The sequence below is a fragment of the Campylobacter lari subsp. concheus genome (genome assembly GCF_008245025.1).
GTDB classification, from domain to species: Bacteria; Campylobacterota; Campylobacteria; order Campylobacterales; family Campylobacteraceae; genus Campylobacter_D; species Campylobacter_D concheus.
Map to the genome: position 1 here is coordinate 755537 of NZ_CP043426.1, position 25039 is coordinate 780575.

Annotated in this window: 26 protein-coding genes; 9 read left to right on the forward strand and 17 right to left on the reverse strand. The window is 29.0% G+C overall.

Features of this window, described 5'->3' with window-relative positions; all coding sequences use genetic code 11:
- Positions 1-13 precede the first annotated feature (13 nt).
- Positions 14-388: a heat shock protein transcriptional repressor HspR gene (locus CLCT_RS03995; RefSeq protein ID WP_039668403.1), complete on the reverse strand. Its 375-nt coding sequence runs from the start codon at positions 386-388 to the stop codon at positions 14-16.
- Between the two features lie 12 nt (positions 389-400).
- Positions 401-1273, reverse strand: a complete 873-nt coding sequence (locus tag CLCT_RS04000; RefSeq protein WP_039628332.1) for a co-chaperone-curved DNA binding protein A — start codon at positions 1271-1273, stop codon at positions 401-403.
- A gap of 148 nt (positions 1274-1421) precedes the next feature.
- Here CLCT_RS04000 and CLCT_RS04005 point away from each other — a divergent pair, with 148 nt between their 5' ends.
- The 7 genes from CLCT_RS04005 to CLCT_RS04035 are packed head-to-tail and all read left to right on the forward strand — an operon-like array spanning position 1422 to position 8281.
- Positions 1422-2840, forward strand: coding sequence for a DegQ family serine endoprotease (locus tag CLCT_RS04005; RefSeq protein WP_149062328.1), 1419 nt, complete (start codon positions 1422-1424; stop codon positions 2838-2840).
- A gap of 12 nt (positions 2841-2852) precedes the next feature.
- Complete coding sequence (locus CLCT_RS04010) at positions 2853-3527, forward strand: response regulator transcription factor (protein ID WP_039668406.1); 675 nt, start codon at positions 2853-2855, stop codon at positions 3525-3527.
- Complete coding sequence (locus tag CLCT_RS04015) at positions 3524-4765, forward strand: ArsS family sensor histidine kinase (RefSeq protein WP_149062329.1); 1242 nt, start codon at positions 3524-3526, stop codon at positions 4763-4765. Before CLCT_RS04010 ends, CLCT_RS04015 begins: the two co-directional genes overlap by 4 nt.
- Before the next feature lie 7 nt (positions 4766-4772).
- Complete coding sequence (locus CLCT_RS04020) at positions 4773-6794, forward strand: ATP-dependent helicase (protein ID WP_149062330.1); 2022 nt, start codon at positions 4773-4775, stop codon at positions 6792-6794.
- A 59-nt stretch (positions 6795-6853) separates the two neighbouring features.
- A complete protein-coding gene (gene tpx / locus CLCT_RS04025; protein ID WP_149062331.1) occupies positions 6854-7378 on the forward strand; it encodes a thiol peroxidase in 525 nt (174 codons plus the stop codon).
- 39 nt (positions 7379-7417) lie between these two features.
- Entirely contained in the window at positions 7418-8023 is a 606-nt protein-coding gene (locus tag CLCT_RS04030; protein WP_039668410.1) for a Crp/Fnr family transcriptional regulator, read from the forward strand.
- A gap of 57 nt (positions 8024-8080) precedes the next feature.
- Positions 8081-8281, forward strand: coding sequence for a YgaP family membrane protein (locus CLCT_RS04035; RefSeq protein ID WP_039668411.1), 201 nt, complete (start codon positions 8081-8083; stop codon positions 8279-8281).
- On the opposite strand, the gene msrA is transcribed toward CLCT_RS04035, so the two are convergent.
- From msrA to CLCT_RS04110, 15 genes are all read right to left on the reverse strand, one after another.
- Positions 8278-8784, reverse strand: a complete 507-nt coding sequence (gene msrA, locus CLCT_RS04040; protein ID WP_149062332.1) for a peptide-methionine (S)-S-oxide reductase MsrA — start codon at positions 8782-8784, stop codon at positions 8278-8280. The genes CLCT_RS04035 and msrA overlap by 4 nt on opposite strands.
- Positions 8774-9139 (reverse strand): hydrogenase maturation nickel metallochaperone HypA/HybF, encoded by a 366-nt coding sequence (locus CLCT_RS04045; RefSeq protein WP_039668413.1) that lies wholly within the window; start codon positions 9137-9139, stop codon positions 8774-8776. The genes msrA and CLCT_RS04045 overlap by 11 nt, the downstream gene beginning before the upstream one ends.
- Entirely contained in the window at positions 9139-10110 is a 972-nt protein-coding gene (gene hypE / locus CLCT_RS04050) for a hydrogenase expression/formation protein HypE (protein ID WP_039668414.1), read from the reverse strand. Before hypE ends, CLCT_RS04045 begins: the two co-directional genes overlap by 1 nt.
- Before the next feature lies 1 nt (position 10111).
- Entirely contained in the window at positions 10112-11203 is a 1092-nt protein-coding gene (hypD, locus tag CLCT_RS04055; protein ID WP_149062333.1) for a hydrogenase formation protein HypD, read from the reverse strand.
- Positions 11190-11471 (reverse strand): HypC/HybG/HupF family hydrogenase formation chaperone, encoded by a 282-nt coding sequence (locus CLCT_RS04060; protein ID WP_039618343.1) that lies wholly within the window; start codon positions 11469-11471, stop codon positions 11190-11192. Before CLCT_RS04060 ends, hypD begins: the two co-directional genes overlap by 14 nt.
- Complete coding sequence (hypB, locus tag CLCT_RS04065) at positions 11471-12202, reverse strand: hydrogenase nickel incorporation protein HypB (RefSeq protein ID WP_149062334.1); 732 nt, start codon at positions 12200-12202, stop codon at positions 11471-11473. Before hypB ends, CLCT_RS04060 begins: the two co-directional genes overlap by 1 nt.
- A gap of 63 nt (positions 12203-12265) precedes the next feature.
- The gene (gene hypF, locus CLCT_RS04070; RefSeq protein WP_149062335.1) at positions 12266-14464 is read right to left on the reverse strand and encodes a carbamoyltransferase HypF; all 2199 of its coding nucleotides are present in this window, start codon (positions 14462-14464) and stop codon (positions 12266-12268) included.
- The gene (locus tag CLCT_RS04075) at positions 14445-15959 is read right to left on the reverse strand and encodes a hypothetical protein (RefSeq protein WP_149062336.1); all 1515 of its coding nucleotides are present in this window, start codon (positions 15957-15959) and stop codon (positions 14445-14447) included. The genes hypF and CLCT_RS04075 overlap by 20 nt, the downstream gene beginning before the upstream one ends.
- Positions 15960-16059: 100 nt before the next feature.
- On the reverse strand, positions 16060-16881 hold the full coding sequence (pepE, locus tag CLCT_RS04080) for a dipeptidase PepE (RefSeq protein WP_149062337.1): 822 nt from the start codon (positions 16879-16881) through the stop codon (positions 16060-16062).
- A gap of 73 nt (positions 16882-16954) precedes the next feature.
- A complete protein-coding gene (locus CLCT_RS04085; protein WP_149062338.1) occupies positions 16955-17620 on the reverse strand; it encodes a M48 family metallopeptidase in 666 nt (221 codons plus the stop codon).
- Positions 17596-18912, reverse strand: coding sequence for an MATE family efflux transporter (locus tag CLCT_RS04090; RefSeq protein WP_149062339.1), 1317 nt, complete (start codon positions 18910-18912; stop codon positions 17596-17598). The genes CLCT_RS04085 and CLCT_RS04090 overlap by 25 nt, the downstream gene beginning before the upstream one ends.
- Positions 18913-19219: 307 nt before the next feature.
- Positions 19220-19960: a phosphate ABC transporter ATP-binding protein PstB gene (gene pstB, locus CLCT_RS04095; RefSeq protein ID WP_039668422.1), complete on the reverse strand. Its 741-nt coding sequence runs from the start codon at positions 19958-19960 to the stop codon at positions 19220-19222.
- On the reverse strand, positions 19957-21045 hold the full coding sequence (gene pstA, locus CLCT_RS04100; RefSeq protein WP_149062340.1) for a phosphate ABC transporter permease PstA: 1089 nt from the start codon (positions 21043-21045) through the stop codon (positions 19957-19959). The genes pstB and pstA overlap by 4 nt, the downstream gene beginning before the upstream one ends.
- Complete coding sequence (gene pstC / locus CLCT_RS04105) at positions 21042-21956, reverse strand: phosphate ABC transporter permease subunit PstC (protein ID WP_149062341.1); 915 nt, start codon at positions 21954-21956, stop codon at positions 21042-21044. Before pstC ends, pstA begins: the two co-directional genes overlap by 4 nt.
- Before the next feature lie 14 nt (positions 21957-21970).
- The gene (locus CLCT_RS04110; RefSeq protein ID WP_039668425.1) at positions 21971-22954 is read right to left on the reverse strand and encodes a substrate-binding domain-containing protein; all 984 of its coding nucleotides are present in this window, start codon (positions 22952-22954) and stop codon (positions 21971-21973) included.
- Between the two features lie 85 nt (positions 22955-23039).
- Here CLCT_RS04110 and CLCT_RS04115 point away from each other — a divergent pair, with 85 nt between their 5' ends.
- Both CLCT_RS04115 and CLCT_RS04120 read left to right on the forward strand, forming a co-directional pair.
- On the forward strand, positions 23040-23699 hold the full coding sequence (locus CLCT_RS04115; protein WP_149062342.1) for a response regulator transcription factor: 660 nt from the start codon (positions 23040-23042) through the stop codon (positions 23697-23699).
- Positions 23693-24982 (forward strand): sensor histidine kinase, encoded by a 1290-nt coding sequence (locus CLCT_RS04120; protein WP_149062343.1) that lies wholly within the window; start codon positions 23693-23695, stop codon positions 24980-24982. The genes CLCT_RS04115 and CLCT_RS04120 overlap by 7 nt, the downstream gene beginning before the upstream one ends.
- The last annotated feature ends 57 nt before the right edge of the window (positions 24983-25039 follow it).

Consider the following 25039-nt stretch of genomic DNA (forward strand, 5'->3'; position numbering starts at 1 on the left):
TTGTAATGTTTTATTATTTTATTTTTTCTAAAAAAATTAAGTCAAAATTGCTTCTGTGTTTTACTACTGCTCTTGATTTTGAAGGATTATCTCTTCTATCAAGTTCTAATCTCAATTCTTCAATGGTATTTTCAAACTCATCAATTTTTGTTTTTAGCTTTAAAATCACATCAACACCAGCCAAATTAACTCCAAGATCTCTTGTTAAGCGTAAAATCATTTTGATTCTATCTATATCTTTTTGAGAATATAGTCTCATTTTACCATCGGTTCTACTTGGTTCAACCAAACCTTCTTTTTCATATTGTCTTAGAGTTTGTGGGTGTATGCTTAAAACCTTTGCAACAACACTTATAAGATACACTGGTTCATCATAACTATGCTCCATTGCATACTCCTTTTAAGGTAATTTTTCTTCTAAAATTTTTACAAATTCAGGATCAAGGCTATTAATATCAGGTATTTTTACATTTAAAATTAAATACATATCTCCATAAAGATCTGTTTTTCTATTTTGTACCCCATAACCTTTAAGTCTGATTTTTTGATTGTTTTTTGAATTTGGAGGTATGGTGATTTTAACTTCTTTTCTTGGAGTATGTACGCTGATTTTATCTCCAAAGAGTGCTGTTTTTAAACTAATTTCAACCTTTTTGTATAAATCATCATCTTCTCTTTCATATTCATCACTTTTTTCAAGCTCTACCTTTAAAATCAAATCTCCTTTTTGTCCTTGAAAGCTTTTTCCTTTACCTCGTATGCGTAGCTTTTCGCCATCTTTTATGCCATGTGGAATTTTGATTTTAACTTGTTCGTTATTGATATTTATTGTGTGTTCACCACCTAAAATTCCTTTCTCAAAAGGAATTTTAACACTTGCTTGCAAATCTAGATCCTCTTCAAAACCCCCAAAACCCCCAAAACCACTTCTAAAATTATTACTAGAACTAAAACCTCTACCAAAGCCTCCAAAGCCTCCGCCGAAAATATTATTTAAAATATCATTAATATCAGCTCCGCCTGCATTTCTTGAAAAATCATGAAAACTTTGTCCACCAAACATGGAATCACCGTATCTATCATATTGAGCTCTTTTTTTCTCATCACTTAAAATTTCATAAGCGGCGTTGATTTCTTTAAATTTTTCCTCAGCACCTGCTTCTTTATTGATATCTGGGTGATATTGTCTTGCTAATTTTCTATAAGCTTTTTTTATTTCATCTGCACTAGCATTTTGCGAAACACCTAGTGTTTCATATAAACTATTACTCATTTTTATTCCTTATTTTTTATAAGATTATACCATAAACTTTAGTCTTAGTCAATCAACTTTTATAAGTTTTAAAACTAAAGGTTTTATTTACAATTGCGTAAAAATAAAATTTTATACTTGTGTAAATTGATTTTACAAAGGATAATACATGAAAAAAACTATGGTTCTTTCTTTGGCATTGGCAACTAGTCTTTTTAGTGCTAGTATTGATTTTAAACAAGCTGAAGATAATATTCAAAGATCTTTACCAACTGATAATCAAAATACTATACTCTCTTATCATAATTCTATACAAAAAGTTAAAAATTCAGTTGTGAATATCTCAACTTCTAAAACCGTTCAAAGCAATTCCTTTGGGATTGATGATTTTTTCAATGATCCTTATTTTAAACAATTTTTTGGTTTTGATTTTCCGCAAGCTCCAAAAAGTAAAAAAAATAAAAAAGAAGTAGTAAGTTCACTTGGATCTGGTGTAATTATTTCAAACGATGGTTATATTATAACAAATAATCATGTTATAGAAGATGCTGAAAAAATCACTGTAAATTTACCTGATTCAAGCACTGAATATAAAGCTAAATTAATCGGTGCTGATCCTAAAACAGATTTAGCAGTAATAAAAATAGAAGCAAAAAATTTACCTGCTGTGGTTTTTGCTGATTCGGATAAATTATTAGAAGGTGATGTAGTATTTGCGCTAGGTAATCCTTTTGGTGTTGGAAGCAGTGTTACGAGTGGAATTATCTCGGCCTTAAACAAAAACAATATAGGTTTAAATCAATACGAAAATTTCATTCAAACGGATGCTTCAATTAATCCTGGAAATTCAGGTGGGGCTTTAGTTGATAGTAGAGGGGCTTTAGTCGGGATAAACTCAGCCATACTTTCAAGAAGTGGTGGAAATAATGGCATAGGTTTTGCAATCCCTTCTAATATGGCAAAATCTATTGCACAAAAACTTATCGAGCATGGAAAAATAGAAAGAGGATATTTAGGTGTGGTTATAGGCGCTTTAACTCAAGATATTAAAAAAGCTTATACTAATCAAGAAGGAGCTTTAATAACAGAAGTTCAAAAAGACTCAGCAGCTTATAGTGCAGGATTAAAAAGAGGTGATTTGATTATAAAAGTAGATAAGACTGTGATTAAAAGCCCTATGGATTTAAAAAATTATATAGGAAGTATTGATCCAAAACAAGCTATAGAAGTAACTTATGAAAGAGATAATAAAGTCAAAACAGCTAAATTTATGCTAAAAACAGATGAAAAATCGCTACAATATGAAAAAGGTTATATTGATGGTTTAAAATTAGTAGAGCTTGATTCTAAAAATAAACAACAATACCGCATACCTGAAAATATTGGTGGTATTTTAATCACTGAAGTTACTCCAAAATCAAAAGCAGAAAAAATAGGCTTTGAACAAGGTGATATTATTATAGGTATTGACCAATACGAAGTTTCAAATTTTAAAGAATTATCTAAGGCTTTAGAATTAAATAAAGGCAAAGAATATGTTAAAATTTGGATTAATAGAGGCGGTATGGTTAGAGCTTTACTTTTTTAAGAAAGGAAGAAAATGACAAATATTTTAATGATAGAAGATGATTTAGAATTAGCTGAGATTATAGCTGAATATTTAGAGCAATTTGATATGAAAGTAGATATTGCTCATGAGCCTTATATAGGTCTTTCAAGACTTGCTTTAAATCCTTATGATTTAATCATTTTAGATTTGAGCTTACCTGGACTTGATGGGCTTGAAGTATGTGAGGAAATTCGTAAAAAATATGATACACCTATTATCATTTCAAGCGCAAGACATGATATTAGCGATAAGGTTGCAGCTCTTGATTTGGGTGCTGATGATTATTTACCAAAACCATATAATCCTCAAGAACTTCAAGCAAGAATTAAAAGTCATTTAAGAAGAATTTCAAATACAAAAACTGCTCAAGCTCAAGTTAAAAAAGATCTTGTATATGATAAATACAAACATACTATCACTATGAAAGATCAAGAAATTAACTTTACCAATGCTGAATTTGATATTTTAAGTTATTTAATTAAAAAAGAAGGTGGAGTGGTGAGTCGTGAAGAGCTTGTGTATAATTGTAGCTCTATTAGTGAAGATTCTAGTAATAAAAGTATAGATGTAATCATTAGTAGAATCAGACAAAAAATCGGAGATGATCCTAAAACTCCAAAATACATTCATTCAATCAGAGGCATAGGGTATAAATTAACTCAATGAATAAATCATCAATTTTTTATACCATAACCTTTGTTTTTTTACTTGCTAGTGTTAGTGTGATTTTAGCATTTTTATGGCTTATAAAATATGATCAGCAAAATTACACTAATGAACTTAATGCAAAATATTCTTTTATAGCTAATGCAAGATTATTGTATTTTAACCATGTAATTAGCGAAAAAGAATTTTATGAGCAAACAAAAAATTACAAGATGATAGAATTAACCACACCATCTTCTATAAGAAAAATCATCTATAAGGCTGAAACCATAGCGCGCGCTCAAACTAGCACAGGTGTGGTTGAAATCATTACTTTAGAAGATAGTGTGTATTTAAAAATCATTTTTGATGGTAAGCTTTATTTGTACAAAGATTTAGAATATCAAGGTTATCGTTATTTTGTGATTAAGCTTATTGCTAGTATAGTAGTAATGGTTTTATTGATTTTATATATTTTTATCATTAGAAAATTAAAACCACTTAGAGCTTTAAAAAGACAAATAGATAAATTTGGCGAAAACAAACTCAATGAAATTCAAAATGTCAGTAAAGGCAATGATGAAATTTCTCAAGTAGCAACAGCCTTTTATGAGTCTATTTTGAGAATTCAAAAACTAAACACTTCAAGGCAATTTTTCTTAAGAAATATTATGCATGAGTTAAAAACCCCTATTACTAAAGGTTTAATTACTTTAGAAATGCTTGAAGATAGCAAATATAAAGAAAGATTAGTAGGCGCTTTTAATCGTTTGGAAATTTTGATTAATGAATTTGCAGCTATTGAACAAATTACTTCGGGCGCTGGTTTAATTAATTTAAAAAAATACAATATCTTAGATCTTTTAGATGAAGCTAAAGATATAGCTATGAGTGATGATGAAAAAGTAAAAATTAGTATCAAAGAAAGTTTTAGCGTCAATGTAGATTTTAAACTTTTTACTACTGCGATGAAAAATATGATAGATAATGCGACAAAATATTCTGATGAAAATTGTGTTACCATAGAAATAACTAAAGATTATCTTTGCTTTAAAAACAAAGGAAAAGCCTTAGATAAAGACTTGAAATACTACACTCAAGCCTTTACGCAAGGAAAGAAAAACAAAGATAGTTTTGGACTCGGATTATATATTGTTAAGACTATTTTAGATTCTCATAAACTTACACTTTATTATGAATATAAAGATGGTGTTAATCATTTTTATTTTAATGATATACAAAATATAATTTTAAACTAGGAAGCTCATGCCCTTATCGCGTTTAAATGAAGAACAATACAAAGCCGCTAGTGCTCCTTTTGGACATAATCTAATCATAGCAAGTGCAGGTACAGGTAAAACTTCAACCATAGTTGCAAGAATAGCTTTTTTACTTCAAAATGGCATAAAGCCTGAAAAAATTATGCTTTTAACTTTTACAAACAAAGCTAGTAAAGAAATGATAGAAAGACTTGGTAGGTATTTTGATAAAAGTATTACTTCAAAAATCACAGCAGGAACCTTTCATAGCACTGCTTATTCTCTACTTAAAGAGTTAAATCATGATATTATTTTAAAACCTGCTAGTGAGCTTAAAATTCTTTTACGTTCTATTTTTGAAAAACGTACTTTTCATCATCTAAGTGATACTAAACCTTATATGCCAAGTTATTTGTATGATGTATATTCTTTATTTCAAAATACTAATGCAAATTTAGATGAATTTTATAATTGGTTTTGTCAAAATTATGATGAACAAGCTATTTATGCTGAAATTTATGAGGATATTTTAAAAGAATACGAAGAAGAAAAAGCACGTTTTAACTATGTAGATTTTAATGATTTATTGATTAAATTAAAACATGTTTTAGCTTCACATCATTTTGAATTTGATGAGATTTTAGTAGATGAATACCAAGATACTAATACTTTACAAGGTTCATTAATTGATGCTTTTAAAAGTAAAAGTTTATTTTGTGTGGGTGATTATGATCAGAGTATCTATGCTTTTAATGGGGCTGATATTTCTATTATAGGAAGTTTTAAAGATAGATTTATCGATGCAAATATTTTTACTTTAAATAAAAACTATCGTTCTAGTAAAAATATACTTGCGCTGGCTAATAAGGTAATTTTAAACAATGAAAGATTATATCCCAAAGAATTGATTGTAACTAGAGAAGGAGATTTTAAGGCACCAAGTTTGCTAACTTTCAATGAATTATTTGATCAATACTCCACCATAGCAAAAATAATCTTACAAAGTGGAGTTAATCTTGATGAAATTGCTGTTATTTTTAGAAACAATTCTAGCGCAGATGGAGTAGAAGTTGCCTTAAGAGAACTTGGTATAGCAAGCAAAAGAAAAGGTGGAGGAAGCTTTTTTGAAAGCTTGGAAGTTAAAAACTTTTGCTCTATGCTTGCAATCGTGCTTAATCCAAAAGATATCATGGCTTTTATACATTTGCTTGAATACACCAAAGGAGTCGGTGGGGTTTTAGCAAAAGATATTTTTGATGCTTTATTAAAACTGGGGTATTCTAGTTTGATTAAAGGTTTTTTAAATCCTGATAGTAGTGTTAGTTTAAAAAAATACAAAAAACAAAGTTACCAACTAGGACTTTTTGATGATATTGAGGAGCTAGCCTCGCCTTCAAGGTTTAATTTAGAAAGTGAATTTAACACCCACCCTATTTTAAGCCTTCCTAAAATCAACGAGCTTTGTGCGAAAAATCTTGAAAAAATTTATCTTTTTATTAAAAAAGCAAGCGAGTGTAAAGTTTCAACTCAGCTTGTAAATTTAATCTTAGAAAATGATTATTTTAAAGAAATTTGTGATATTTTAGCAACCAAAAGAGCGACTAATAAAAACTCCAATGTTGATTTAAATAAAAAAAGTGAAATTTTAGAAAAAATCAATGCGAAAATGTTTGTACTAAAAGAACTTGCTAAAAATTATAGTGATAATTATAAATATTATAATTTTCTTACTCTTGGAGCTAGTGAAATGAGTAGTGGCAGTGGGGTTAATCTTTTAAGTATACATGCTAGTAAGGGGCTTGAGTTTGAGCTTGTATTTGTAATTGATCTTGCACAAGGAAGATTTCCTAACCAAAAACTCATGAGTATGGGTGGAAGTTTAGAAGAAGAAAGAAGGCTTTTTTATGTAGCAGTAACTAGAGCTAAGGATACTTTATACTTAAGCTATGCAAAATATGACAAGATAAAAAAAAGCAATTATCAACCTTCGTGTTTTCTAATCGAAGCAGGTATGTGTAAAGAGGAATAAAATAAGACTTTATTAATCTTTTTATATTATGATTAATAAAAATCATTCAAGGAGAAAAAATGAATAGTGTATTATTCAAAGGAAATAAAGTAAATTTAAAAGGAAATAACATCCAAGTTGGCGATATGGCTCCAAATATCACCTTAAAAGCTAAAGATCTTTCAGGTGTTGAAATTGCTCCAAAAGGCAAAACTCAAATTATTATCAGCGTGCCAAGCCTTGATACTCCAGTATGTGCAACTGAAGCTAGAGAATTTAATAAAAAAGCGGCAGCAAGCGGTGTAGAAGTAATCGTAGTTAGTATGGACTTACCATTTGCTATGGGTCGTTTTTGCTCAACTGAAGGTATAGATAATTTAACTGTTGCAAGTGATTTTGTTTCTAAAGAATTTGGTGAAAAATATGGTGTTTTAATGTCTGATGGTCCGCTTGAGGGAATTTTAGCTAGAGCAGTGTTTGTAGTTAAAGATGGTATGGTTGCTTATAAAGAATTGGTAAATGAAGTAACAGAACTTCCAAATATGCAAGCTTTAGAAAGTTTCTTAGGTCAAAGTTGCGGATGTGGTGGTTGTGGTTGCCACTAAAATTTAAAAGCCTTTTATAGGCTTTTAAAACTTAAAAACATGGAAAATTTTCTTTCTCGTTTTGAAATAGAAAAACAAGATCTCAAACTTATACAAGAGCGCTTACAAATAATAAACATTGAAAAAGACTTTAAGGTCAATGATAAATGTTTAGGATTTATAAAAATTTTAAAAGGCGAGCTTAGAGCTTTTATTTTAACCCCAAATGCAAAAGAAATAACACTTTTCCACCTTAAAGAAAATGATGAATGTGTTATTTGCTCTGAGTGTAATATGGATGGCATATCTTATGATGTTTTCATACAAAGTACTCAAAATACAAGTATAGCCATCATCCCCTCTTCAACTTTTCAAATTTTAAAAGAAAAATACCCAAAAATTAATAATTATGTTTTAAGTTTAATTACCAAGCGTTTTAATACCTTAATCAAAGTTTTAGAACAAGCTTTATTTATGCCTTTATCCTCTAGAATTTGTGATTTTTTGAAAGAAAATGCTAGCAACAATACTTTAAAAATTACTCATGAAGCTTTAGCTAATCACTTAGGAAGCGCCAGAGAGGCTGTTTCAAGAATTTTAAAAGAATTAGAAAAAGAAGGTAAAATCAAACTTGAAAGATCTAAAATAATACTAATTTCTTTGTAACTTTATCACAGAAATACTTTTAAAATTTATTTATAATATCAGCAAAAAGGAGAAATTATGAGTAAATTAGAAAGAGTGCTAAGAATAGCTTTAGCCATAGTGGTATTTTCTTTAGGAGTTTATTTTTCAACTTGGTGGGGATTATTGGGTTTAATTCCTTTATTAACAGGTATTTTTGCTGTTTGTCCTATAAGAGTACTTAGTGGAAAACAAGCTTGTCCACTTGGGGTTTGCCCTATTTCTAAAAAGAAAAATTAGGAATGATTTGCTAGTTTTTCTAGCTTTGGCGCGATGATAAATCTACAATAAGCTTGGCTGGGATTATTTTTAAAATATTTTTGATGATAATCCTCAGCCTTATAAAATTTTTCTAATCTTAAAACTTGTGTAACTATAGCTTTAGCGTAATATTTTTGTACTTTTTGTAAAAAATCACTAATGATTTTTAACTCCTCGTTAGTTTGATAAAAAATAACTGATCTATATTGCGTCCCCTCATCAGCACCTTGTTTATCTAGGCTTGTTGGATCATGCATTTTGAGAAAAATTTCTAAGATTTTTTCTAATGAAATTTGTTTTTCATCATAAATTATCTTAGCTACTTCTATATTTCCATCGCCATTTATCACGCTTTCATAACTTGGATTTGGCTTACCACCGCTATAACCTACTTCTGTATAAGCTACGCCTTTAATTTCATCAAATACAGCTTGAGTACACCAAAAACAACCCGCACCTAAAATGATTTCTTTATTTGTCATTATTTTCCAAACCCTCATTTTCTTTTAAAACAAGTTGCATAAGATAAAGTTCTTCTCCATCTATGATTTTTAAATCTTTATCTTCACATTTTGGGCACCAAAAGATATTATTTTCAAGTACTCCACTAAAATGGCATTTTTGACACTCAACTACTACTTCTTGAATATGCATAATAAATTTAGCGTTCTTGCACAAAGGGCTATTTTCTTTAAAAGTTTCAAAGCTTCTTTGTAAAAGTGGAGGTTCAACCCCGCTTAAGCGCCCTATTTTAACATGCACTTCTTCAATAATTTTTCCTTGAGCATATTCTTCGCAAAGCTCTAGCAAAGATTCTGTAATGCTTAACTCATGCATTAGCAAATTCTTGGTAAAAGTTCGCCTTTTGGAGCTTCTAAAATGCGTTTTGCTCCATAAGCATTTTCTAAAACCACTCTTGCTTTTTTATTAGCTGTGATTTCACCTATAATGGCTGCATTAGCATTGAATTGTTTTAAAATTTCTAATGCTTTTTGCTCATCTTTTTTATCTACACAAATAATAAAAGTTCCTTCATTTGCAAGCTCATAAGGCTCGTACCCAAAAAGCTCACAAACCCCTAAAACTTCATCACAAACTGGAATTTTTTCTTCATATATTAAAAGCTCTAAATTACTTAATTTAGCCCATTCATTTAAAACCGCACTAAGTCCACCGCGCGTAGCATCGCGCATTGTTTTTATAGAAATATCTGCATTTAAAAGTGCTAAAACTTCATCTTTTAAGCTTTTACAATCACTTTGGATATTTGCCTCTAAATTATTTCTTTCAACCAAAACCGCACAACCATGAGCTCCAATATCCCTTGAAACTAATATACTACAACCACTTTTTAAGTCTTTGGTATTGATTTTTTTTATATTTTTACCTATACATGAAGTATTAATATATATCTCATCGCCTTTATTTTTAGGAACAACTTTAGTATCCCCACAAACTAGTTTTACTCCCGCTTTATCGCATTCTTCTTTTATAGATTTTAGTATAATTTTTAATTTTTTTATCTCAAAACCCTCTTCTAAAATCAAGGCTAGTGATAAATATAGCGGTTTTGCTCCCACCATTAATACATCATTTACGCTACCACAAACTGCTAATTTTCCTATATTTATATCTTTTAAAAAGATAGGATTTAGTATAAAAGAATCGGTGCTAAAAGCCAAATCATCTAAAATAGCAGCATCATTTGCTTCTTTTAAAACATCATTTTCAAAAATAGAAAAAATTTCATTTATCAAAGCATTCATTTCTTCGCCACCGCCGCCATGAGCTAAAGTAATTTGCTTCATTTTATGCCTTATCTTGATAATATTTATAATAAGCCGCACAAGCTCCTTCACTAGAAACCATACAGCTACCTATAGGATTTTTTGGAGTGCAAGCTTTTGCAAACACCTTACAATCATAAGGTTTAGCTAAGCCTCTTAAAATTTGACCACAAATACAAGCTTTACTTTCATCTTTACTTTGTACTTTACAATCAAACACCTTGCTAGCATCTAAGTGTGCAAATTCATCTTTTAAACAAAGCCCACCATTTACAATCACTCCAAGACCTCTAAATTCAAAATCACAAGGTTTAAAGTATTTTTCTACTAAAGCCTTAGCTTTTAAATTACCCTCTGTGCTAACTACTCTGTGATATTCATTATAAACTTCAAAAGTATTTGCATTTATTTGCTCTACTATATTTAACACACTAAGCATTATATCAACTGGCTCAAAACCACTCACTGCTATAGGAGTTTTGTATTTTTTAGCAATAGGTTTATAAATGTTTGATCCTGTGATAACACTTACATGAGAAGGTCCTAAAAAGGCATCAATTTTTACATTTTCATCTTGCATGATAGCTTCTACCGCAGGTGGAACTAATACATGATTGATATGAAAAAATAAATTTTTTAAATTTAAGGCTATACTTTTTTCTATAATCACCCCGCTCATAGGTGTAGTTGTCTCAAAACCTATGGCAAAAAAGATTATATTTTTTTCAGGGTTTTTTAAAGCTATATCTATCACATCCAAAGGTGTATAAAGTGCTCTAATATCAGCTCCTTTAGCTCTAAGATCAATTAAGCTTTCATAACTTCCTGGCACTTTAAGCATATCACCTAATACACAAAAGATAGTATTTGGCATACTTGCAAGCTTTAAAGCTACATCAATACGCTCTCTTGGCATAACACACACAGGACAGCCTGGACCATGAACAAAATTAATTTCTTTTGGCAATAAATCAGGCAAACCAAATTTCATAATACTATGCGTATGTCCACCACAAATTTCCATGATATTAATAGGCTTAGTAATTTTAGAAGCAATAAGTTCTTTTAGGGCTAAAATTCTTTCTTTATCTCTAAAATCATTAATTAAATCCATTTTTTAGCCCCATATCGCCTTCATTTTCATCAATTTGGCCATTTTGCATTTTTTCTGCTATATCTGTATAAATTTTTAAACTCTCTTGTGCAGCTTGAGTGTCGATTTTCTCCATAGCAAAACCCACATGTATAAGCACATAATCACCTACTTTTAAAGGCTCGCTTATCAAGTCTAAACTCACTCTTCTTTTAACCCCTAAAGTTTCTACTATGGCTGAATTTAGCTCATCAATTTCTAAAATTTTAGAAGGTATAGAAAGACACATTAGTTAAGCTCCTTTTTCATTTTTAGATAATTTATCCAAAGATCAAATCCTGTTTTTGTTTTGCTATCTAAAATCATAATATCTATTTTAGGATTTAGTCTTTTAGCGGCCATAGAAGCTGCTTTGAAATCAAAGTCAAAATGCTGAGCTAAATCGGCTTTAGTAATGACTAATAAATCAGCCTTTCTAAACATCACTGGATATTTTTCTACCTTATCACTACCTTCTGTTACTGAAAGTAAAACTACATTTAAATGTTCACCCAAATCATAACTTGCAGGACATACTAAATTTCCCACATTTTCAACAAATACTATATCAAGTTCGCTAAGTTTGAAATGATGTAAAGCTTCATGCACCATAAAAGCATCTAAATGACAAGTTTGTCCTGTGGTGATTTGATGAGCTAAGCCTCCTGCTTTGATAATTCGATTTGCATCATTATTAGTTTCTAAATCTCCTTCAACCACGGCTATTTTTAAATCATCTTTTAAAGTTTTTATAGTTTCTTCTAAAAGTGTTGTTTTACCGCTTCCTGGAGAACTCATTAGATTAATACAAAGAGTATTATACTCATTAAAATGCTCTCTATTATGAGCTGCTTGATGATCATTTTTTGATAAAATTTTACTAATAACATTAATAGTTTTTTCATCTTTTAAAGCTGGATTTTCATAATGGTGATCATGATGTTCATGTCCATTAATAAAACAACCACAATCTTTGCACATAATCTTTCCTTTATATTTTTATTTTATTGTATATAAAAAAGTATTAAAAAAATATGAGTTTTATTAAGTTTTTAAAGATAAATAATGTACAAGTTGCCCAAGTGCAATAGAGCTATCATTGCAAGGAAATTGTAAAGAAGTTTTATAAGTGAATTTTTTTCGATCTAAAATTTCAAGCAAGGTTTTATTTTGAAATACCCCGCCACACAAAAGTACTTCTTCTTTAAAATCTTTTGAATATTCTATAATTAAATTTGCAATACCATTAAGCAAACCTGTGCTAATTTTAACCTTATCTTTGTCTTCTAAAGCTTGTAAAAAAGCATTTTTAAAGCAAATTTCTTTTTCATGGATATCAAATTTGTAACTGCAATCAAGATTTTTATCATAATATTTTTCCATCAAAAGTCCAATTTGTGCTTCATAGTCAAGCTTTTGTATATCAAAAGCAAAAGCGCCAAAAGCATCAATAATCCTACCAAGAGAACTTGTATATAAAGAGCTTTGCGTGTGAATTTTTTTAAGATTATTTAATTTTACTTGAGAAAATTTAACTAAAAACTTACTAGCTTTGCTTTCTAGATTAAAATCAAAAATCAAAGCTAAAGTTAAATTTGCGATATTTTTAATATCCGCATTAATTAGTTTGAAATTTTTAAAATGATTTAACCTTTCATAGCTTTTTAAATTCGCTCTAAAAATCTCCCCACCCCAAATTTTTCCATCATCTCCATAACCTGTTCCATCAAAAACAAAGGCTAAAACATCATTTTTGTAAATTTTGTGTTCGAATAAACAAGCGCACAAATGCGCATAGTGGTGTTGCACGCGAAAATTTTTATAATCATTAAAATCTTTTACATAGTTAAATTGTGGGTGTTTATCGCTTAAAATATGATCAAAATTTAACCTATAAGAGTTTTGAAAGAAAGTTAAAATTTTAAAAAATCTCTCTTGTATATCTAAACTTTTCATATCACCTATATAAGGAGAAATAAAAATTTGATTTTTAAAAAAACAGGTAAATTCATTTTTTAGCTCGCTTCCTAGAGCTAGAATATTTTCTTTTGCATTAAAAATACTTGCTGTGTTGATATAAAGTGGGTTAAGACCTCTTGAAGTCCTTAAAAACATTACTTCTTTACCAATAACTTGAGCAATGCTATCATCGCTTGAGTTGTGTATTGTTCTATCATAATCAAGATAAAAATCAAACACATCACTAAGCTGCTCTAAAAGTTTTGTTTCTTCATAAATAATACTTTGTGAGCTTAGATTAGCACTTGTCGCAATGATAGGTTTTTTAAAATGTTCAAAAAGCATTAAATGTGTTCCCATATAAGCTAACATAATACCTATTTTATTAGTATCTGGTGCTAAGTTTTTATGAATATTTTTGCTATTTAAAATAACTATAGGTTTTAAATTTGAAGTTAAAAGTTTTGCCTCAGCTTCATTGATAAAAGCTAATTCTTGAGCCATTTTAAGATCTTTTACCATAATAGCAAAAGGCTTTTTAGGGCGATTTTTACGTATTCTAAGTTCATTTATAGCATTTTCATTTGTGCTATCGCAAATTAAATGAAACCCACCCATACCTTTAAAAGCTATGATTTTACCTTCTTCTAAAAGCTTTGCCAGTAAGATAAAAGCTTTTTCATCTTTGGCTAAAATATTTTGATTTTTATCTTTTAAAAAAATAGTAATTTTGCATTTTGGACATGAGAGTGGTTGAGCATGAAATCGACGATTAGTAGGATCTTCGTACTCACTTTGACAAAAAGAACACATTTTAAACTCATCCATAGTAGTATTAACTCTATCATATGGAAGTTTTTTTATAATTGAAAATCTTGGCCCACAATTTGTGCAAGTGATAAAAGGGTATTTAAAACGCGGATTTTTCTCATCATAAAATTCATTATAGCAATCCTCACAAAGAGCAAAATCACTTAAAATTGGACTAAATTTTTCACCATTTTGTGAAGTACTTATACTAAATTCATTATAAGTTTTTTGAAGTTTTTTATAAGAAAAATTAAAATCATCTATCCTAGCTAAAGGTGGTAAATTAGCAAAAAGTTTTTCTTTAAAAATTTCTAATTCATCATTGTTACACTCAAGGATTATAACAACGCCTAAGCTATTATTATAAACTTCACCTTTTAAATTAAGCTCTTTGGCTATATTAAAAACAAAAGGACGAAAGCCAACGCCTTGCACTAGCCCTTTAATATGAATTTCATATCCAAAGCGGGACATCGCTTAACTTAAAAAATGGTATGTGTTTAAATACATTTTTACTAAGGCTTTTGTGTTCAAACAAGCTTCCGCTAAGCACGGCACAATCAACTTGTTCTTTAGCCTTTAAATCATCAAATAAATCTCTTAAAAAATACGCCAAACTCTCAACAACACCTAAGGCTATGATTTGATTTTCTACCCCAGCAAGCTTAAAACTCATCACGCTTCTTAAGGTCTTAGTATAATCAAATTCTTTTTGCTCATTAAGCTTAAAATCTATCCTAACGCCTTTTGCCATTTTACTCTCATCTGCTAAAGCTAAAAGCGCTAATGCTGCTTTTTGTTCATCTTTACCAAGCTCTAAAATCATCCCTACCATGCCAAAAAGATTAAAAAAATTATTAGCCATGTTTAGTTCTTTTCGCACAAGAATAAATTCTTTTTCATAATTAGCTAATAATCTCTTAGCAACATCATCTTGACTTATAGTTTCATAAAACTCATCAAAGCTTTTTGGCAAGCAAAGTTTTAAAAGATTTAGCTCTTTATTAAGTAAGATAATATCATTATATTTTTTACTAAGCTCTAAAAGCAAAGGCTTTTTGTCTTTAAAATCAGACAATATACAAGAAATTCTTGCATAATTTTTATCTTCTTTTTGAAAAATCAAATTTTTAAACTCAGGTAAAATATAATCATAACCCCTGCAAACTACTAGCTCATTTTCGATTAAAGCCACTTCAAAATCATCTTCAAAATGTTCTATCTTTTTAAAATTTAAAAACTTAATCCCTTCTTTTTCAAGCTCAAAACATAAAGCAAACAAGAAAAGATTATCATATATTTTTATTTTAAAACACTCATGATTTAATTGATGATTTTGTCTAAAAATAGCATTAAATTTAAGTTTCATTAGAGGCTTTTCAACCCCTGCTAAGATTTTAAACTGCTCGTTATTGCAGGAAAAAAATGCATTGATATGCTTTGGATCGCTTGGCATTAAAAAATCATCTAATGCTTCATTAAAAATTTCAAAAGCATATACTCCTTTTGAACTTTTAAAATATATTTTTTCTTTGTTTTTTAATTTTCCCAAGGCTTTTTTTAAATTATCGCAGAAATTTTCTTTAGTAATTTTTATAAAATCTTCTTCTATCTTAAACTCTTCTTCTACAAAAACACCCCATTCATTTTCTAAAAGTTCGCCATTAGTATAAGCATTTGCATTGAGTCTTGTTAAAAAACTTCTTTTGGTGAAGGTTTTTTCTTTTTTTATAGGTGTAAAATCTTCTTCTATAACTTTTAAGTCAAATTTGTTTAAAAAAACACTGTGGCTGATATTTTCTAAATTAGAACAAAAGGCTTGAATTTTATCTTTTTCCCCTTTAACTTTAATGATGATTTTTTCATCTTTTTGCTCATAATCATACACATAATCTTTAGCATAATAAGCTAACAAATATTCAAAAATATCATTTTTAGATTTATAATTAAAAGTAATTTCTAAAAGCAAGTTAAAAACCTTAAAATTAAATTTTTAAAGCATAAATATAACAATTTTAATTCTAAGGAAAGCTTAAACAAGCTATCTAAAATATAGATAGCTTGTCATTTTAGTAGTTAAATTCAGAACCAATAGTGATTTTTTGAATTTCTTTTTTGTTTTCAAGTTTTAAAAGCGGAGCGTTTTTATCCATACCTAAAACTTTTGCTTTTTTACCATCAAGTAATAACGCAACACCTTCAGGCAAAGCATAAACAACTACTTTAGGATTAACAATCAAAAACTCTTCTAATCTTTCTTCACGGCTTTCACCATTATGTCCTACTGGCTTACCTGAGATAAAATGTGGATTAATTTGATGAGGGAAAATATTGAAAGTATTAAATGATTTTGGTTCAACTATAGGCATATCATTAGTTGTCATCATAGTTGTACCTGCTACATTTGATCCTGCTGACCAGCCAACATAAGGCACACCCTCGCTTACTCTTTTTGCAATGAGTTCTATTAGGTTATTATTATAAAGTTGATTTACAAGTTCAAAAGTATTTCCACCCCCTACAAAAATCGCATCAGCACTTTTAACAATATCAACAGCATTGCCTCTATGCACACTAATTATTTGAAGACCTAAACTTTCTAAAGCTTTAGCAACTTGTGTTTCATATTGCTCATAAGTTTTTCTAACACCTGCATAAGGTATAAATGCTACTTTTTTGCCTTTTAAGTTATTTTTTTCAACAAATTCTTTAAGCCAAGGCAAAGCATGGTTTAAATACCCAGTGTCTTTATAGCCTGAACTTGAGAGCAATAAAGCTTTTTGCTTATCTTTTGGAAAATTAACCACATCATTAGCATTTAAAGCCACCCCGCTAAAAAGTATAGCAGCCAAACCAAGCACACCTGCTTTTAACAAATTTCTTCTTTTCATTATTTTTCCTTTAAAAGATATTTAAAAATAATTTATTTTAATAAATGGTTTTTTAAATTAAAATAAATTTTTGTTAAAAAATAAGACTTTTTAGAAAAACTTCTCTTTTCTTGTAATCAGGCATTAATTTATATAAAAAATCATAAAATTCTTTTTGATGATGTGGGTAGATTAAATGTGTAAGTTCATGTAAAATCACATATTCTATAGCTTTTATGGGTTTTTGCATGAGTTTTAAATTTAAGTTTATATATGCTTTTTGATGATTACAAGAACCCCATCTTGAAATCATTTCTTTAATACAAATTCTTTGTACCTTTCTCTTGCAGACAAATTGCCATTTTTTTATAAAATACTCAAAAATAACCCTAGCACTACGCCTTAAGAAAAGATCTAAGGCTTTTTGATTTTTTGCAAAAATTTTATCTTTTCTTATGAGAACTTTTTTATGATTTTCATTAAAAACCAACTTGTATTTTTTACCTAAAAAATACAACTCATCACTCGCTAAAATTACTCTTTTTAAAGAAAGTTCTTTTTCTTTAGCTCTAATCCAGCTTTCATTTTTTTCTAAAAATCTTAAAACATCTCTTTGTTCATAATATAGCGGTATGCTAAGTTTGAAATTCAAATCCCTATCTATCCTAAGTCTTAGATATTTAAGTTTTTTCTTTTCAAAAGCAAAACGAAATTCTTTAAATTCTAAAATTCCTTTTATACCAGTGCTTTGCCTTGCCATTTTTTACTTTTCCATCTATATGAATTTACAATACCGCGTAAAAACTCATCTGCACAAAAACCTATCCAAACTCCCAAAATTCCAAGTCCAGCATAAAAACAAAGCACATAACCAACCGGTAAAGAAACCCCAAGCATAAACACCACTCCACTTAAAAATGGAAATCTCGCATCACCACTTGCTCTTAGCGAATTCACCATGACTATATTAAAAGTTCTTGAGATTTCTAAGAAAATTGAAAGAGTAAAAAGTGGCATCATAAGTTCTTTTAAACTTTCTTCAAGCTTTACCACACCCATGGTAAAATCTTGCAAAACATAATTAAGTAAAGCCACAAAAGCACTTGCTACCACGCTAAAATACAAAGCTATCCAAGTATGTTTATAAGCTACATTTAAGTATTTTGCGCCAACTAATTTACCTATGATAATCTCATTTGCTACACTTATAGCTTGTCCTACTAGCATGATAAGCAAAGAAATTTGAAAATAAATCGTTTGAACGCTTAAATTTTCTTTACCTAAACTCGCTACAAAAGCAAAAGCTATAGTGTATTGTATAAACCATATCAAATGCTCTCCTGCCGCAAAGCCACCGATGTTAAAAATCTTTTTAAGCACTACTTTTTCAAGACTTATCATCTCTTTAATTTTAAGGTGAATTTTGAGCTTAAAACTAAGTATTGCTACAAGCATACCAAAGGCTACCAAACGCCCAAGTATATTACTAAACCCCACTCCAAAAAGCTCTAGTTTGGTAAAATGTAATACATAAAAATTTCCTATAAATATCACAACATTCATCAATAAGGTAGTAAACATAACCCAATAAGCCATATTATACACCCTAATAATAGCAGCCAAAACTATACCCATAGCATCAAAAAACAAACAAATTCCAAGCATATGCAAGTAAATCGCACTATCTTTTAAAAGCTCATTTGGAATTTGCAAAAGATAAAGCAAAAACTCTCCATTCCATAAAATCAAACTTCCACACACAAAACCAAGCAAGGCATTTAAAAATAAACTTTGATGAATTACCTTTCTTGCTAAAGTGTAATCTTTAGCCCCTAAAGCTTGAGCGATCACTACGCTACAACCCACACTTAAAAAGCTAAAAATAATGATAAATAAATCTGCTACTTGATTACCCGCACCCATGGCTCCAACTAAAAAGTTAGAATACTGCGAAACCATCACGGTGTTAATAATCAAAGAAAAATATCTTAAAAACATTTCAAGCAATATAGGCATACTAAGATGTTTGAGTGAAAGTTGTTTGCTTGCCATAAATACTCTTTTTGATAATAATCTTTTGAAAGTAAAAAGTAATTTTACTTAAAAATTACTTTTTTAAAGATAAATATATTTTTAATTATACTAATTTCAAGAATAAACAGATGTTTGAGTGAAAGTTGTTTGCTTGCCATAAATACTCTTTTTGATAATAATCTTTTGAAAGTAAAAAGTAATTTTACTTAAAAATTACTTTTTTAAAGATAAATATATTTTTAATTATACTAATTTCAAGAATAAACAAATGTATTTTAGAAAATTTTGATTAATTATATTATCAAAATTTCTAAATAAATAAAAATCACCCAAAAGATCCACTTAAATATGCTTTTGTTTTTTCTTCTTTAGGATTTTCAAAAAATTCCTTACTCTCTCCAAATTCTACAAGCTCTCCTAAATGAAAAAACGCAGTATAATCAGCCACGCGCTTACCTTGTTGCATATTGTGTGTTACCATGATCATGGAAAGATTATGACTTAATTCTTTAATAAGCTCTTCTATAACACTTGAAGATATAGGATCAAGTGCAGAAGTTGGCTCATCTAAAAGTAATAATTTTGGCTTTATAGCCAAAGCTCTTGCTATACAAAGGCGTTGTTGCTGGCCACCTGAAAGTGCTAGAGCGTTTTGTTTTAGTTTATCTTTTACTTCCTCAAAAAGACCCACTTTTTTAAGACAATCTTCCACCAAGGCATCTTCTTCATCTTTGTTTTTGATCATCCCATGGAGTTTTGGAGCATAAGAAATATTATCATAAATGCTTTTTACAAAAACATTAGGTTGTTGAAATACCATTCCAACTTTTTTTCTAAGTACAACTAAATCTTGATTTTTAACATCTTTTCCATCAATCTCAACAAGACCATCGATTTTTGCGATTTTATCATTCATTCTGTTAAAACAACGCAAAAATGTGGATTTTCCACAACCTGAAGCACCTATTAAAGCTGTGATTTTATTTTTTTGAATTTCCATATTTATATCAAACAAAGCTTGTTTTTTACCATAAAATAAATTTAAATTTGTTGTTTTTGCTATCATTTTAATTTTCCTTGAAAATATCTTCTTAAAAGTATTGCTGCTAAATTTAAAATCACCAAAAGAGATAAAAGCACTATAATCCCAGCTGCTGTTCTTTCTAAAAATGCACGCTCTGGCATAGCTGACCATGAAAAAATTTGAGCAGGCAAAACACTTGTTGGAGCAAAAACACTATTTGCTACATCAGGTATAAAAGCTATCATACCTATAATCATCAAAGGCGCAGTTTCGCCAATAGCTCCTGCTAGAGTTAAAATAGAACCTGTTAAAATCATAGGCATTGCCAAAGGTAGCATAACACCTTTTATCATTTGAATTTTAGTCATACCTAAAGCATATGCAGCATTTTTCATATTAATATCCACACTTTTTAAAGCAGCTTTAGTTGAAACAATAATAATAGGCAAACTCATAATAGCTAAAGTAAGTCCCCCGACTAAAGCACTAGAACGAGGCATGCCAAAAAGATTAATAAACACTCCAAGACCTAAAAGTCCAAATAAAATACTAGGAATGCTAGCTAAATTATTTATACATACTTCTATAAAATGCGTAAATACATTTTGCGGAGCAAATTCTTCTAAATAAATAGCAGCTCCAACTCCTATTGGAATACTCACGGCCATACATACTAACATTACAAGCAAAGTTCCAATCACAGAAGCAAATATTCCTGAATTTTCAGGTGATTTAGAGTCTCCATTAAGGAAAAAATTCGTGTTAAAACTTAGTTTTATTTCTTGCTTTTGAACTAATTCATCAACTAATTTTTTTTGCTCATCACTTAGTTTATTGTAGTTTTTTTTCATATATTGATCAACTTCAGAATTTGCTAAAAACCAAGATTTTTCTTTTATTTGACCCGTTCTTATTTTCCTTTGTTCAGCGCGCGATAAAAGCTCATATGAAGGGCTATTTCTATCAGCATGGGCATAAATGTAAGTTTGCTTAAAAGCTCCTATCCCAAGATACCCTACACTTGATAAAAAAATACAAAGAAAAATAAGGTTTATATAAAGCCCTATTTTACAGAATCTTTTGAAATTTTTTGAAGCTTTTTTTCTTTGTTTAAAAAGTTTTTTCATAAATTTTTCCTTTTATGGAAGCGATTTATCAAATAAACGCTAAAGATATTAATGATTAATGTGATAATAAAAAGCACAAGCCCTAAAGAAAATGCACTTAAAGCCAAAGAGCTATCAAAAGCTTGATCACCACTTAATGCTTCTACTATTTTTACAGTCACTGTTGTCATATCTTCTAAGAAATTCATTGTTAAATTTGGACGTAACGAAGCAGCCATAACAACAATCATAGTTTCACCCAAAGCTCTTGAAAGTCCCAAAAGACAAGCTGCAACTATACCTGGCATTGCTTCTGGTAAAATTACTGCAAATACGACTTCTTTTTTAGTCATACCTAAAGCATAAGCTCCATTTATCCTTTTTGAACTTACAGCTTCAATGCAATCTTGTGAGAGTGAAGCCACTATAGGAACTATCATAATGCCCATGATAAAACCTGCACCCAGAGCACTTTGAAAACTAGCTTTGATACCAAAAAGAGAGAAAAACCACACTATAAAAGGAGCTACAACTATGGCTGCGAAAAATCCAAAAACTACAGTAGGAATTCCTGCTATAATTTCTAAAATAGGTTTTAAATAGTTTTTAGATTTTTTACCCGCAAATACTCCAAGATAAATAGCACACATTACACCTAAAGGTAAGGCTGTTAACATTGCTATTAGTGAAATATAAAAAGTTCCCCAAAATAAACTCAAAGCACCAAAAACACCATGCTTACTACTTCCATCAGCACTTACAAATGCAGCATCTGCTGCCCACTGACTTGAAAACAAAAAAGTAAATACGCTTTCTTTTTGAAAAAATTTTAAAGCTTCGATTAAAATCGTTAGCATAATAGCAAAGCTTACTACTACGCTAACAAAAGCACAAAGAAAAAGCGTTAATTTTATTATTTTTTCTTTTATCAATTTTTCATCCTAAATCAAAAAACTTTCCCTGCTTTAACAAGCTCATCAGTTAATAACCCTTTTTCTTCTATATGTTTTTGGGTTTGTTTTAAAGTTTTTTCATCCAAAGGAACTAATCCTATTTTTTCTAATTCTGCCCCACTCTTAGCTAAATCATCGCTCATATAAATTTTTGCAAATTCAAATACTTCTGGATTTTTCTTAGCATTCATATATATAAATAAAGAACGAGCTAATTTATATTTTCCCTCAGATATATTTTTTTCATCAGCTTTTACACCATCAATGTAAGTAGCATTAATTTTATCATCATTACTAGCTAAAAATCCATATCCAAAAAGTCCAAAAGCTTCCTTATCAACAGAAAGTTTTGAAACAATTAAATTATCATTTTCTCCACTTGGTATAAATGCTCCATCTTGGCGTATAGTTTTATATACACCTTTGTATTCAGGAATTTTTTTAGAAATATCTACCATTACAAGCTCTTCTATACTATCTCTTGTTCCTGAACTTGATGGAGGGCCATAGATTGTAATTTTTCTATTTGGTAGATTTTTATTGATTTGTTGCCAATTTGTGTAAGGATTTGGGATTAATTTTCCATCTTGTGGAATTTCTTTAGCCAAAGCTAAAAATAACTCATGTAAGCTTATATTTAACGGGGCATTGATTTTATTTTGAGCTAAAACTATACCATCATAACCTATCATAATCCCGACTATATCACTCACACCTGATTTTTTACAAGTTTCAAATTCACTTGGCTTAATTGCTCTTGAAGCATTAGAAATATCAGTAACACCCTCGCAAAAAACTTTAAAACCACCACCTGTACCAAGACTTTCAACTATAGGTGTTTTTGTATTTTTTATGACAGCATACTCTTCAGCAACAAAAGAAGTAAAAGGGTAGACAGTGGATGAGCCTGCTATTTTTAATTCTACTGCTTCTAAACTAACAAAGCAAGCTACACTTAAAGCTAAAAGTTTTTTCATTTTTTCTCCTTAGTTAAAAAGTAATGAAAATTTAAAAAAACTTGGAAACATTTTGGATACATGTATTTTTTGATATAATTTTTATATGTTAAATGTTATTTTGATAGAAGATGATAAAGACTTAAACGAATTAATCACACTAAGACTTGGCCAAGAAAATATAAAAATTTATAGTTATTTTGATTTTTTTGACTTAGAAAATTTTCTAGATACAAACGAAATAGACTTAATCATCATGGATAGAAATTTACCAAGTGGCGATAGTGTAGAGATGATAAAACAATTAAGAAAAAAAGGTTATATGGAGCCTGTGATTTTTCTTAGTGCAAAGACTTTACAAAAAGATATTTTAGAAGGCTTTGAGCAAGGCTGTGATGATTATATATGTAAACCTTTTGATTTCAATGAGCTTTTATTTAGAATCAAAGCTGTAACTAAAAGAAATAAAATTCCAAAAGAACAAATTTCTTATCAAGATTTTACCTTATATATTGATGAAAGAAAATTAGTCTATCATACAAATACATTTGAAAATTTATCAACCTTAGATGTAGAATTACTCAAGTGTTTTTTTAATCACAAAAATCAACTTCTAAGTCGTCAATTTTTAAGTGAGCAAGTATGGAAAAATGACACAACAAGCGATAAAACAATCAATACAGCTATTTTAAGATTAAAACAAAAAATTCCACAAATTAAAGAAAATATCACTTCAGTGCGCTCGGTAGGTTATAAATTGTGTTAAAAATAAAAATATTTTTTCTTTTTATACTTGGATTTTTTTGTATTGCTTTTTTTATATTGTTTTATTTTTTCAATGAAAGCTATATCAATACTACAGTAAAAAACACTTATGAACAAAAACTAAAAACACTCAATGATGTTTTACAATTTCAGTTATTAAATACACTAAATTCCAATAACATCAAGCAATTTGCTCAAAATACCAGAGCAGATTTTATCGTTAAACAAGATGATGATATTTTTTCATCATTAAAAGATTATTCTTATTTTCTAAATCACTTTGAGTCTAATTTTACTCATGATTTTTATAATCAAAAAGAAATTTATTTTAAAGCTTATACTTATAAAAACTATCAATACATCATCATTGTATATCCTAAAATACACTCTTTGGTGCAAAATTTTTGGATTAAAAATATAATTATTTTTTCTTTCTTTTTACTTGTACTTGTTGTGTTTTATTTTATTGTGTTTTATTTTTTCAAAAATTATTTTCAAGAATTATTATTGTTTGTTAAAAATATCAAATCAAATACTAATTTTATTTTAAAATATAATTTTGTTTATGAATTAAAAAATTTAAATTTACGCTTATTGAAAATTAAAAAATTACTCATCAAGCAAGAATTAAAAAACAAAAAGCAAGCTAAGAAAATTCAAACCAAAAACACCCAACTAAGCAATGTAATCAGTGCTATATCACATGAGCTTAAAAATCCTATAAGCGTTATAGATTTGAGCTTGCAATCTTTAAAAGAAACCAATGATAAAAATATGAAATTATTTTTACTTGAAAAAATTCACAAACAAAGCGTAAAAATCAACCAACTAACACACAAACTCAATTTTGTTTTTAATCTTAATTTTGATTCTTTAAATTTAGAAAAATTCGACCTATATGCTTTAAGTAAAAATTTATTAGAAAGTTTTAGAGATGATAGGTTGAAAATTCAAGGCCAAACAAGCTTTATTAAAGCGGATAAATTTCTCATAGAACAAGTTATCATTAATCTAATAGACAATGCCTTAAAATACAGCAAAAAAGAGGTGTTAATCATTGTAGAAAATCAAAATTTTACTATCATAGATCAAGGTGTAGGCATAGAAGAAAAACACCTTAAATTTATAACAAAAAAATTCTACAAAGCAAACTCAACACAAAATAACTCTTTTGGACTAGGATTGTTTTTAGTTAAAAAAATACTCACTTTACACAAAAGTTCTTTAAAAATTCAATCTAGCCCACAAAAAGGTAGTGTTTTTTCTTTTAGTATTATTTTATAATTTTATGAATACACTTATTAATGTATTTTTAATGTAGTTCTAACTAATATAACAAAA